Source organism: Hylemonella gracilis ATCC 19624, from assembly GCF_000211835.1.
GTDB lineage: Bacteria > Pseudomonadota > Gammaproteobacteria > Burkholderiales > Burkholderiaceae_C > Hylemonella > Hylemonella gracilis.
The window spans coordinates 1-11,172 of the sequence record NZ_AEGR01000071.1 but is presented as its reverse complement, the minus strand read 5'-3'; the positions used below and the strand labels follow the sequence as shown (position 1 = coordinate 11,172).

At 69.5% G+C, this 11,172-nt stretch carries 12 protein-coding genes and 1 riboswitch; of the genes, 2 read left to right on the top strand and 10 right to left on the bottom strand.

Annotation, left to right across the window (positions count from 1 at the left end):
* Positions 1 to 45: 45 nt before the first annotated feature.
* The 3 genes from HGR_RS11455 to HGR_RS11445 all read right to left on the bottom strand — a co-directional run bounded on the left by HGR_RS11455 (position 46) and on the right by HGR_RS11445 (position 1,929).
* Complete coding sequence (locus tag HGR_RS11455) at positions 46 to 933, bottom strand: DUF6279 family lipoprotein (protein ID WP_006298411.1); 888 nt, start codon at positions 931 to 933, stop codon at positions 46 to 48.
* Between the two features lie 96 nt (positions 934 to 1,029).
* Complete coding sequence (locus tag HGR_RS11450) at positions 1,030 to 1,401, bottom strand: YbaN family protein (protein WP_006298410.1); 372 nt, start codon at positions 1,399 to 1,401, stop codon at positions 1,030 to 1,032.
* Between the two features lie 123 nt (positions 1,402 to 1,524).
* Positions 1,525 to 1,929, bottom strand: coding sequence for a VOC family protein (locus HGR_RS11445; protein WP_006298409.1), 405 nt, complete (start codon positions 1,927 to 1,929; stop codon positions 1,525 to 1,527).
* A gap of 88 nt (positions 1,930 to 2,017) precedes the next feature.
* Positions 2,018 to 2,223, top strand: a riboswitch (cobalamin riboswitch).
* A 40-nt stretch (positions 2,224 to 2,263) separates the two neighbouring features.
* Between HGR_RS11445 and HGR_RS11440 the strand changes: the two genes are divergently transcribed.
* Together HGR_RS11440 and HGR_RS11435 are read left to right on the top strand one after the other, a co-directional pair.
* Positions 2,264 to 3,067, top strand: a complete 804-nt coding sequence (locus HGR_RS11440) for an acyl-CoA thioesterase (protein ID WP_237701408.1) — start codon at positions 2,264 to 2,266, stop codon at positions 3,065 to 3,067.
* Between the two features lie 145 nt (positions 3,068 to 3,212).
* A complete protein-coding gene (locus HGR_RS11435) occupies positions 3,213 to 4,331 on the top strand; it encodes a 5-methyltetrahydropteroyltriglutamate--homocysteine S-methyltransferase (RefSeq protein WP_006298407.1) in 1,119 nt (372 codons plus the stop codon).
* A 79-nt stretch (positions 4,332 to 4,410) separates the two neighbouring features.
* On the opposite strand, the gene HGR_RS11430 is transcribed toward HGR_RS11435, so the two are convergent.
* The 7 genes from HGR_RS11430 to HGR_RS11400 all read right to left on the bottom strand — a co-directional run.
* Complete coding sequence (locus HGR_RS11430; protein WP_006298406.1) at positions 4,411 to 4,956, bottom strand: histidine phosphatase family protein; 546 nt, start codon at positions 4,954 to 4,956, stop codon at positions 4,411 to 4,413.
* The gene (gene cobS, locus HGR_RS11425; protein ID WP_039853349.1) at positions 4,953 to 5,765 is read right to left on the bottom strand and encodes an adenosylcobinamide-GDP ribazoletransferase; all 813 of its coding nucleotides are present in this window, start codon (positions 5,763 to 5,765) and stop codon (positions 4,953 to 4,955) included. The genes HGR_RS11430 and cobS overlap by 4 nt, the downstream gene beginning before the upstream one ends.
* A gap of 22 nt (positions 5,766 to 5,787) precedes the next feature.
* The gene (gene cobT, locus HGR_RS11420) at positions 5,788 to 6,840 is read right to left on the bottom strand and encodes a nicotinate-nucleotide--dimethylbenzimidazole phosphoribosyltransferase (protein WP_138922496.1); all 1,053 of its coding nucleotides are present in this window, start codon (positions 6,838 to 6,840) and stop codon (positions 5,788 to 5,790) included.
* Between the two features lie 76 nt (positions 6,841 to 6,916).
* Positions 6,917 to 8,461, bottom strand: coding sequence for a cobyric acid synthase (locus HGR_RS11415; protein ID WP_006298403.1), 1,545 nt, complete (start codon positions 8,459 to 8,461; stop codon positions 6,917 to 6,919).
* On the bottom strand, positions 8,458 to 9,552 hold the full coding sequence (locus tag HGR_RS11410) for an aminotransferase class I/II-fold pyridoxal phosphate-dependent enzyme (protein ID WP_006298402.1): 1,095 nt from the start codon (positions 9,550 to 9,552) through the stop codon (positions 8,458 to 8,460). The genes HGR_RS11415 and HGR_RS11410 overlap by 4 nt, the downstream gene beginning before the upstream one ends.
* On the bottom strand, positions 9,549 to 10,607 hold the full coding sequence (gene cbiB, locus HGR_RS11405) for an adenosylcobinamide-phosphate synthase CbiB (RefSeq protein WP_006298401.1): 1,059 nt from the start codon (positions 10,605 to 10,607) through the stop codon (positions 9,549 to 9,551). The genes HGR_RS11410 and cbiB overlap by 4 nt, the downstream gene beginning before the upstream one ends.
* On the bottom strand, positions 10,604 to 11,172 hold a 569-nt coding region (locus HGR_RS11400; RefSeq protein WP_006298400.1), incomplete at its 5' end, for a DUF1636 family protein. The genes cbiB and HGR_RS11400, both read right to left, overlap by 4 nt.

The window sequence follows — 11,172 nt, the reverse complement described above, 5'->3', positions numbered from 1 at the left end:
CTCACGGTGCGCTCACGGTGCGCTCACGGTGCGCTCACGGTGCGCTCAGGGCGCGGCCTGGGCAGCCTGGGCGGTCTGCACGGATTCCAGTTGCCTCAAATCCTCGCGCCAACCCGCCCAGCGCTCACGGGCTTGGGCGCGCTGCGCGGGCGTGGTGGCGTTGAGCACGCGCAGCACGGACGCGCGCATCGCCGCGCTCAAGGCGGGATCAACCGGTTCTGAAGCCAAGGCGGCGAGCGAGGCCAGGCCCTGCTCGCGTTGGCCTTGCGCCACGGCGCGCAAAGCTTCGACCAAGCGCTGCTGACGCGCCTCCCAGGTCTGGCGCAGGGCCTCGCGGTCCTGGACGGGCCACCGCGCCGCCTCGGCGCGCGCCATCTGGCGCAGGGGACGCTCCAGGCTGCCCAGCCAGCGCTCCAGGTTGTCGATGAATCGATCCCCGCGCTCCTCGGGATCGCCCTCTTCCTCCAGCCATTCGTCCAGGCGCTTGCGCTGCTTCGCGCGCAAATGCTCCCATTGCGCCGGGCGCAGGCTCGCCAACAAAGGCTGAGCCAAGGGTTCCGCGCGCACCAAGAGGCGATTCAACGCCGCGATGGCATCGCGCTCGATGCTGTTCAACTCCTCGGCCGTGACACCCCGTCCGCCGTCGGATTCACCCCAGAGGGTGTCGGCACGGACCAGCACCGCGCGCACGCGCGGCAGTTCCTCGCGGCGATGCCAGGCATGCAGCTCGGCCAGGGCCGCGTCCAGCTGGCGGCTTTGAGCGCGGTCCAGATCCAGATAGCTGTCCATTTGCCAGGCCGCCAGGCGCGGCAGTTGGCCATAGCCGAACTTCAGCGTCGAGCAACCGGCGATGAGAACCAGGAGGGCGATCCAGCCCAGCGCCGCGGCGCGTGGCAGGGGCCAAGGTGAAAGCAAAGTCAGCAAGCGTCGCATGTGAGCCCGCATGCTGCCTGAAGCCGATGAAGGCGGCAAGACCTCATGAGGCCAGGGGCTGTCGCCGCGCCCCTGCGGGTTGGCCCGCGCATGCCCTCAGCCCTCCGGCCGAGTCCACAACCACAGCGCGATGCAGCCCATGCCCAGCGGCAGCCCGATGCGCCACCACAGGGCCAGGGGCGAGGCCACGAGGGCGACGCTGCTCAAGCCCATCATGAGGGAGGCGGCCCACTTGGCACGCCGTGGAACCGCGCCCCGCTCGCGCCAGGCCCGGATGGAAGCGCCGTGACGAGGGTGGGTGAGCAGCCAGACTTCCAGCTGCGGCCAGCCCTTTCCCGCGGCCCAGGCGGCGACCAGCAGAAACACCACGGTCGGCATCACGGGCAGGAAGGCGCCGATGATGCCCAGCGCCACGCAAATGACCGCGAGCAGGCGCCACAGAATGAGGATGAAGAGACGAGACAGCACGGTGGGATTGTGCAGCGCAAGCGTAGGGGGGCGGTGGCGTGACGTGGCGTGGGCCTGGTGTACGCGCGGCGCATCGCACAGGCCTTGGCCGCGAAACGTTTCGGGCGCCCAGAGCTCCTCTGTTCAGACCGGTTCCAGCCGCCCCACGGGTGTGAAGCCCGCCGTGTTCTGCCCAATGGTCCAGCACACGCCGCAGGGGTCGGTGACCGAGAAATCGGTGATGCCCCAGGGTTGCTCGGTCAGGGCGGTGACGCGCACGCCATAGCGCTCGGCGATGCAACGCTCGGCCACGTGGCGGCTCCAGGCCTGCACGTCTTCCACCAGGATGTGCAGCGCGAGGTTCTCGGCGAACTTCGGCTCGTAATGGTCCTGCAGCAAGAAGGCATGCCGGCCATGCGCGAAATAGGCAATGCCGCCGCCCTCGGATTTCTGCTGGAAGCCCAGGTCGTCGTAGAAGCGCTTGGACAGCTCGAAATCCTTCGCCGGCACGAAGGTCTTGATTTCGGTGATGGTCAGGTTGCTCGTCATGTTGCTCGATCATGGGATCGGCTCCTGGTCGTGATCGTACTTGCTGCCGACGCCATCACCACGACCGATCAGCCGCATCGCTTCGTATACACTGCCCCCGCCCCGCGGTTTCCTGCCCAGCGCAGGAATGAAAAGGGAACAGCAGCGGAGGGTTGTGACCCAACCCCGCGCTGCGGCTGCCCCCGCAACTGTGATCGGTGAATCCGATGCCCTCCGCCACTGGCCGCGCGCCGGGAAGGCCGCATCGGATGAGGACCCGATAGCCAGGAGACCTGCCACGGAGCGATGTGATGCGCATGGGACGGGGTGTGTCCACGCGCCATCGGAGAACGCCTTGTCATCCGCACTTACCGACGCTGAACTGCTTTCGAGCCCCACCACGCCCCCCATGGTCGTCGTCGACATGGTCTGGCCCGACCAATCCAACCACCACGGCACGCTGTTCGGCGGCGCGGCCTTGTCCATGCTGGACCGACTGGCCTTCATCGTGGGCAGCAAGGCCTTGCGCGGATCGGTGGTCACCGCCTCGGTGAGCGACCTGAACTTCGCCGCCCCCGCGCCCGCGGGCCACTTGGTGGAATGCACCGCCGAGGTCTTGCGCCAGGGGCGACGCTCCGTCACCGTGGGCACGCGCCTGGTGGCCGAAGACCTGCTCAGCGGCACGCGCACCGAGTGCCTCTCGGGCGAATTCGTCATGGTCCGCCAGGCCGAGAGCACGGCGACGGCCCCGGTCAGCCCCGTGGCCACGCCGGCGCAGGCGCCACAGCCCTACCCGTCCAAGCCCCCCGTCTTCACGGAGGGCGGCAAGGCCAGCGCCACGGTGGCGGAAATCGTCTTCCCCGGCCATGCCAACCACCGCGGCCTGCTGCACGGTGGCCCGGCCATGGAGTGGATGGCCAAGGCCGGTTTCGTGGCCGCCACCCGGCGCATGCGTCGCACCATCGTCATGGCCAGCAGCGAGAAGCTGAACTTCAAGGCCCCGGCCCATGTGGGCGACGTGGTCGAGGTCACGGCCACCGTGATCGCGACGGGACGGCGCTCCATCCACGTGCATGTGGACATGTGGGCGGAATCCCCCGCCACGGGCGAGCGCAGGCACTGCACCACGGGCACGCTGGTGTTCGTGGCCGTGGTCTGAAGTCCCTCACGGTCCAGTGCAGCCCCGCTCACTCAGCCTGACTTTGGATTCCTCCGCGACCTAGGCATTCCCCCAGCGTCGCCGCCGACCCCAAGTCTGTACAGTCATTCATTACCCCCATCGTCGCACCCCCAGGAGACCCACCGTGACACCACGCACCACCCCGCCCTTCCGCGCCGACCACGTCGGCAGCTTCCTGCGCCCGCAGTACCTGCTGGAGGCCCGCGAACAGTTCTTCGTCAAGAAGTCCATCAGCGCGGCCCAGCTGCGCGCGGTGGAGGACAAGGCCATCACCGAGATCGTGAAGTTCCAGCAGGACGTGGGCCTGCAGTCCATCACCGACGGCGAGTTCCGACGCACCTACTTCCACATCGACTTCCTGGAGCAGCTCGGTGGCGTGAAGACCGACGTGCCGGTCACGATCAAGAAGCCCGATGGCACGGAAGAACTGGCACCGCCGGTGATCCGCGTGGTCGACAAGGTGAAGCACGTTAAGGACATCCAGCGCGCCGATTTCGAGTACCTCAAGAGCCAGATCGCGGCGGGCATGACGCCCAAGGTCACCATCCCCAGCCCGACCATGCTGCACTTCCGCGGCGGCCGCGCCGGCATCAGCAAGGACGCCTACCCCGAACTCGACCCGGTGTTCTACGACGACGTGGCCCAGGCCTATGGTGATGAGCTGCAATCGCTTTTTGATGCCGGCTGCCGCTACGTGCAGATGGACGACACCAACCTCGCCTACCTCTGCGACGACCGCATGCGCGAAGCCGCGCGCCAGCGCGGTGACGACCCCAACGAATTGCCGCACCGTTATGCCTGGTTCATCAACAAGGTCGTCGCGAAGAAGCCCGCGGGCATGACCCTGGCCATGCACCTGTGCCGTGGCAACTTCAAGAGCACGCACGCCGCGGCGGGCAACTACGAGCCCGTGGCCGAGGCCCTGCTCAAGGAAATGAACCTGGACGCCTTCTTCCTCGAATACGACGACGACCGCTCGGGCGACTTCCGCCCGCTGCGCTTCCTGTCCAAGGGCAAGATCGTGGTGCTGGGCCTGGTGACCACCAAGTTCGGCCAGTTGGAAACCAAGGACGCGCTCAAGCGCCGCATCGAGGAAGCCAGCAAGTACGCCGACCTGGACCAGCTCGCCCTGAGCCCGCAGTGCGGCTTCTCCAGCACCGTGCACGGCAACAACATCGCCGTGGAAGACCAGCGCAAGAAGCTGCAGCTGGTCGTTGAAACGGCGCAGGAAGTCTGGGGCTGAGCCCGCTGAACTTGTTGGGCTTGTTGGGCTTGTTGGGCTTGTTGGCCCAGCCTGTTCGGTCTGCGGAGCCCGCGGCGGGCTAGAGGGTGATGGATTGCCACTCACCCCAGCCCGCCACCGTGGCCGGCCACTGGTCGGCCCGGTCCAGCCGGTTCATGCCCTGGCCAAGCAGGGCCAGAGCACGCAGCACGCCGCCGTGCGTGACCCAGACGACCTCCTGCCCCGCCGCGAGTGCCTCCTCGCGCGCCGCCGCCACGCGGCTCAACACGTCGTTGACGCTCTCCTGCCCCCCAAAGCGCTCGGTGCCGAAATCGGCCGTCCAGGCTTCATAGGCCGCGCGCGGGATGTCGTCCCAGCGCACCCCCTCCCACTGACCAAAATCCATCTCGCGCAGGCGCGGGTCCTGCCGCAGTTGCAGGTCGGGCCGCAGGGCGCACAGGGCCTGCGCCAGTTGCAGGCAACGTCGAAGGGGCGAGCTGTGGACCGTGAGACCGCGCGGCAACTCAAGCGCCAACTGCGCCGCACACGCCGCCGTGCGTTCGGCATCGGCCTCGACGTCGCTGGCGCCGTAGCAGACTCCGGGCGCGATCAGCGGCGGCGCGTGGCGCACCAGCCAGAGCTTCATGGGATCCAGGACAGGGCCAGCGCCAAGCCCAAGTAGCAGGCGATTTCGCAGACCTGTTGCGTCGCGCCCAGGCAGTCGCCCGTGTAACCCTGGAGCCGGCGCGCGAAAAGGCGCCCCATCCAAAACGCGGCCAACAGGCTCGCGGCGGCGCCGCTGAACCACAACAGCGCCTCCGGCAGCCACCACCACGACAGCGCGGCGGCGGCCACCGTCCAGAGCGTGGCCACGGCGAGGCTCCCCGCGCTGATGCGGTCCGCCAAGGGCTTGGACTTGGAGCGCGCGGTGTCGCCCACATGCGGCAGCAGGCGGATCAGCCACAGCGGCAGGAACCGCGTGAACACGTGGGCGAAGAACAGCGCGCCGCAGGCCAGAGCCGGATCGGCGTCGCCCAGCAAGGCCAGCAGGGCGATCTTGCTGAGCAAGGCCAACACCAGCGCCACGGCGCCATAGGCGCCAATGCGCGAGTCCTTCATGATGTCCAGCGCGCGCTCACGCTCCTGAGAGCCGCCCAGGCCATCGGCCACGTCAGCCAGCCCATCCTCGTGGAAGGCGCCGGTCAGCCAGACCGTGAACACCGTCACGAGCAGGGCCGCGACCAGGGGCGCGTAGCCGCTGTCAGGCAGCGCCCAGTCCAGGCCGGCATAGCCCAGGGCGGCCAGCAGCCCCACCAGCCAGCCCACGCCAGGGAAATGCGCGGCGGACTGGCGCAGCATGTCGGGGCTGTAACCCACCCAGTCCGCCAGCCGCCCCGTCACGGGCACGCGGGTGAAGAACTGCAGGGCCAGCAGGTAATGTCGGACGAAGTTCATGGAGGTGCTTGCGCTCTTGAGGTCAGGCATTTTTCTCGGAGACACCGGCCGATTCGAAGCTGGCCATCTCGCGCAGCACGGTGCAGGCCGACACCAGCAGCGGCCAGGCCAGGGCCGCGCCCGAGCCTTCGCCCAGGCGCAGGCCCAGGTCCAGCAGCGGTTGCGCCTGAAGCTGGGCCAGCATCAGCGCATGGCCGCGCTCGCCCGAGCGGTGCGCGAAGACGCAGCGCTGCAGCACGGCAGGCGCCTGGTGGGCGTTGAGGCGGGTGGCCACGAGCACGGCCGAGCTGGCGATGAAGCCGTCGACCACGATCACGCGGCGCTCGGCCGCGGCTTGCAGCACCGCGCCCGCCAGGGTCGCGATCTCGAACCCCCCGAAGACCGCCAGCACGTCCAGCGGCGCCTGCGCCTGCGGGTGCTTGAGCAAGACTTCGCGCAGCACCTCGGTCTTGCGCGCCACGGCCGCCGTGTCCAGGCCGGTGCCCGCGCCCGTGCAATCAGCAATGTCCAGCCCGCCCAGACGCGCCAACAGCAGCGACGCGGCCGAGGTGTTGCCAATACCCATCTCGCCCAGCAGCAGCGCGTTGCCAGGCAGGTCCTTGACGATGCGCACACCATTGCTGAGCGCCAACGCGCACTGTTCGGCCGTCATGGCCGGACCGCTGAGCGCATCGGCCGTGCCGGGTCCCACTTTCGCATCGACGAGTCCCGGGCGTGGCGCGAAGTCATGCCGCACGCCGCAGTCCGCCACGGTGAGCGCGATGCCGTGCTGGCGCGCCAACACGCTGACGCAAGCGCCTCCGGCCAGGAAGTTCTCGACCATCTGCCAGGTCACGTCGCTGGGGAAAGCCGAAACCCCGCGCGCGGCCAGACCGTGGTCGCCCGCGCACACCAGCATCTGCGGCGCGCGCAGCTCGGGGGCTTCGCTGCCCAGGATGAGGCCAAGCTGCAGGGCCAGGGTCTCGAGACGCCCGAGCGAGCCCAGGGGCTTGGTCTTCTGATCGATCTTGTGCTGCAAGCGGGCGGCGAGCGCGGCATCGTGCAGGTCGGCAACGGTGGGGAGGTCAAAACGCATCGTCATGGTGGGGTTCAAGCAAGGTCAGTGAATATCAAAGAAAGTCAATCAAGGTCATCAAGGTCATCAAGGTGCTTCAGTCGGCGATCAGCCTGTCGAGCACGCCAGGCTCGAAATGCGCTGCGATGAAATCGGCCATGCGCTCGAAGACGGATTCGAGCGTGGGCACCTGGGCGCCAAACAGGGCTTGCAGCACGGCCGGGTCTTCGAACAGGCCGTGCAGGTACACCCCCAGCACATTGCCCAGTTCGTTCTGCCAGGCCAGGGCCGGCATCAGCTCACGCGCCACGTTTCCTGCGGCCGCCATGGCCGGATGCTGGGCCGTCTGGCCGTGGTGGATTTCATAGCCTCGCACGTTCACGCCGGACAAGGCGGCCCAGTTCCCCTGGGTCTCGCCGAAGCGCGCCACCGTGCGGCGCACCGTCTTGGCGGGCTCAAAGGCCGTGACCAGGGGCAGCAGACCCAAGCCAGGCGCATTGCCATCGATGCCATGGGGGTCGATCAGGGCTTCGCCCAGCATCTGCAAACCGCCGCAGATGCCCAGCACCGCCCCGCCCCGTGCAGCATGCGCGGCGATCGCGCGGTCCAGGCCCTGGGCGCGCAGCCAGGCCAGGTCGCCACTCGTGTGCTTGGAACCCGGCAGGATGATCCAGTCCGCGTCCACGAGGTCGGCAGGTCCACGCGCCCAGCGCAGCGCCACGCCCGGCACGTTCTTCAGCGGCTGAAACTCGTCGAGGTTGCTGATGCGCGGGTAGGCCACGACGGCGATGCGGGTGTGGATCGCGCCGCTGCCTTGCGCAGCAGCCATGTCAAAAACACCATCCTCCTCGGGCAGACCGTGCTGCCACCACATGGGCAGCGTGGCCACGGTGGGCACGCCGGTCAGCGCCTGGAGCTGCTGCGGCCCGGGGGCCAGGAGTTTGGCATCGCCCCGGAACTTGTTGAGCACGAAACCCTGGATCAGCGCGCGGTCTGCCTCGGGCAGCAAGGCCCAGGTGCCGTAGAGATGCGCGAAAGCGCCGCCGCGGTCGATGTCGGTCACCAGCAGGCAGCGCGCTTGGGCATGTCGCGCAACACGCAGGTTCACGATGTCACTGGCCATCAGGTTGATCTCGGCCGGTGAACCCGCACCTTCGATCACGACCACGTCGTTCTCGGCCATCAGTTCGTCTAGCGCACGCGCCACCGTGGGCCAGACCTTCTCGCTGCGCCCGCGCCAACCCAGGCGCGTGAGCGCTTCATCGACCTGGCCCAGCAACACGACCTGACTGTGCGTGTCGCGCTCGGGCTTGAGCAGCAGCGGGTTCATGCGCACCTCGGGCTCGGCACGGGCGGCCAGGGCCTGGAAGTACTGGGCCGAACCGATTTCGCCGCCAGCATGGGGCCGCTGGTCCTCCCCTGGGTCCACCACGTTGCCTTCGGGGAGTAACGAGGACGGGCCGATGCCGAGCGCGGGTGCCACCACACGCGCGTTGTTGCTCATGTTCTGCGCCTTGAAGGGCGCCACCTTCAGGCCCTGCCGCGCGTAGTGGCGGCACAAAGCCGTGGTGAGCCAGCTCTTGCCAGCGCCGCTGGTGGTGCCCAGCACCATGACGGCGCGGGCGCGTCGGGGCGCGTTCATCGTTGTACCTTCCCTTCCTCTGCGTGCTCATTCAACGGCATCGGCATGGGGGACAGCAGCATGGACTCCAGTTCCAAACAAGCCTCACGCAAGGCGTCTTGGGCCTCGGGCGCGAGCACGCCCAGGCGCACCCAGCCTGGCAGACCGAAGGAGGCCGCGTCGCGCAGCTTGATGCCCCGCGCGCGCAGGGCCTGCAAAGCCCGCGCCAGTGCGGGGGCCGGCAACCCCGTGTCGGCGCAGAAGAAATTGGCCAGGCTCGGCGCGCAGCGCCACCCCAGCGCCGTGCACAGCCCGATCTGCCGGGTCTTCCAGGTCTGCAAGGTGAGCAGGCTGGCCCGCACCCAGGCTTGCACTTCGGCGGTGGTCCAGGCCTGCAAGAGGGCCACGCCGTGCGCGCCCAGCGGCCAGGAAGGGCACAAGGCCTCGAGCTGGGCCACGGCCGGATCGGTTTGATCGCCTTGATCAGTTCGATCGGCCTGTCGCGGCGCGATCACATACGCCGCGCGCACGCCCGTCAGCCCCAGGGCCTTGTTCGGGGACCACAGCTGCCAAACCCGGTCCAAGTCCCGCGCCGGCAGGCTGGCCGCGCCCTCCAGGCGCAGCGGCTCGTAGGCACGGTCCAGCACGCACATGGGCGCTTCGTGCACCAGGGCGGCCAGACCCTGCTGCGCCCGCCCCAAGGGGCTGGAGGGCTCACAGGCCCAGCTCAGTCCGGCATCGCGCGGCGACGGCACCGGACGCAGGCCCCAGACCTCGGCCGCGGCGGCGTAGTCGCGGTAGCTGTGCGCGGGCAGGCAGACGCTGCGCGCACCGCGTTGCGCCACCCAGGCGCTGACGCGGTGGATGAATTCGCTGGCGCTGGCCGCCAGCAGCACCCGCGCGGGGGCCACGCCATGGAACTCGGCCAGGCGGCTGCGCAAGGCGACGTAGCTCGGGTCCGGGTAATGCGCGGCGTCGGCATCGCGCACGGCAGCCAGCGCCTCGGGGCAAGGCCCGCAGGCATTGGCATTGGTGGAAAAGTCGTGGACCGGCACGCCCAGGGCGTCCGGCCCGCCATGCACATGGACATGCACGGTGGGAGTGGTGATCACGGCGACAGCCCTCCCAGCGTGCCCATGGCGCCCAAAGCACCCAGAGCCCTGAACGCCCAGACCGTGGACAGGAGGCTCAGCAGCAGCGTCCCCAACAGCAGCGCCCTGCCCCCCAGGCGCACGGCGCGCGCGGTGTCCAACGCTTGAGGCGCGCGGCCCTGCGCGTGCAAGGCGTACACACCGGGCTTGCTCAGCCGCACACCCAGCACCAAGGCCATGGCCGCCATGGGCCAGCCGCTGTTGGGCGAGGGTGTCTGACGCGCCTGGGCGGGCAGTTGCCGCGCGCGGGCCAGGCCGCGCAGACCCGCTGCCAGCAAGAGCAGCAAGGCGGTCAGGCGCGCCGGCACCCAGCTCAGCACATCATCCGCGCGCGCGGCCCACTTGCCGGCCCAGGCCCAGTTGCGGCCCTGGTACAGACCGGGGTAGCCCCACATGGCGTCGGCCGTGTTGGCGAAGCGGTACAGCGCGGCGCCTGGCAGGCCCAGCAGCGCGAACCAGAACAGGGGCGCCACCACCGAGTCATTGAGATTTTCGGCCAGGGTCTCGATGGTGCTCTCGCGCACCTGGGTGTCGCTCAGCGGCGCCACGTCGCGGCTCACCAGCCAGCGCAGGCGCTCGCGACCCGCGTCCAGCGACTGGCCCAAGGCTGCTTCCACGGCCTCAACCTCGCGGCGCAACAAGGCCCAGGCCAGGAGCGGCTTCAGCAGAACGCCCAGCAACAGGCCTGCGCCCCACCAGGGCAGCATGAGCACCGCAGTCTGCAGGGCCCACGCCGCCGCGGCAACGACAGCCGCCCCCAGGCACCAGGCCGCGGCCGCGCGCCAGAAGGCGGGCCAATCCGCCTGCCCTGGCTGCTGCAGGGCCTGGCGCTGCACGAGCGCGCCCATGCCGCCCAGGTAACGCCCCATCCACACGACGGGATGCCAGCGCGCACGGGGTTCGCCCCAGGCGCGGTCCACCGCCAGGGCGACCCAGACCGCCAGGACACCACTCAGGACGCCACTGAAAACGTCACCCAAGGCGCCGCCCAGCAGGTGCGGGATGGCCGCGCTCATGGGGCCACGGGCTCCACGGCGGGCAAGCGCGCCAGGATGCCGCTGCGCAGACGCTCGGGCCGCGCGTTGCGCAGCAAAGTGCCATCGGCGCTGTCGCGGTGCAGTTGCGCGCAGGCGATGAGTTGCACGGCGGTCTCGGCGTCGGCGCTCAAGTCGCCGAAGTAGTAGCTGAACTTGCCCGGCGCCTGCAAGGCCACGGTGCAGGCCCGGTCGCAGCCGCTCATGCAGGCCAGGCCGCGCAGCTTGAGGCGGGGCGTCGAATCCGCCGCCGCGCTCTGCGCGTCGCGCTGGGCAGCGAGTTGCGCACCGAGCGGCGCGCCCTCCGGCCCAGGCTCCGCGGCCCCGAGCGCGGCCTGCACCGCGTCGTAGAGCCGCTGGCCGGGCGCGGTCTGGTCGCGGGGAACCCCCGCCGGGCGGCAGGTGGTGCAGACCACGATTTCGGTGGCGGCTGCGATGGTGGTGGCGCGCTGCGCCCCGGCGCTGGGTGGGGAGATGGGCATGGAGGTCGGCGTGGGGATGGGCGGGATGGGCGGGATGGGCGGGATGGGCGGGATGGGCGGGATGG

Bases quoted from the DNA above. Each gene is read 5' to 3' on its own strand.
- HGR_RS11455 (WP_006298411.1), bottom strand. From the start codon at position 933: ATGCGACGCTTGCTGACTTTGCTTTCACCTTGGCCCCTGCCACGCGCC.
- HGR_RS11445 (WP_006298409.1), bottom strand. From the start codon at position 1,929: ATGACGAGCAACCTGACCATCACCGAAATCAAGACCTTCGTGCCGGCG.
- HGR_RS11430 (WP_006298406.1), bottom strand. From the start codon at position 4,956: ATGAAGCTCTGGCTGGTGCGCCACGCGCCGCCGCTGATCGCGCCCGGA.
- cobS (WP_039853349.1), bottom strand. From the start codon at position 5,765: ATGAACTTCGTCCGACATTACCTGCTGGCCCTGCAGTTCTTCACCCGC.
- cobT (WP_138922496.1), bottom strand. From the start codon at position 6,840: ATGCGTTTTGACCTCCCCACCGTTGCCGACCTGCACGATGCCGCGCTC.
- HGR_RS11415 (WP_006298403.1), bottom strand. From the start codon at position 8,461: ATGAACGCGCCCCGACGCGCCCGCGCCGTCATGGTGCTGGGCACCACC.
- cbiB (WP_006298401.1), bottom strand. From the start codon at position 10,607: ATGAGCGCGGCCATCCCGCACCTGCTGGGCGGCGCCTTGGGTGACGTT.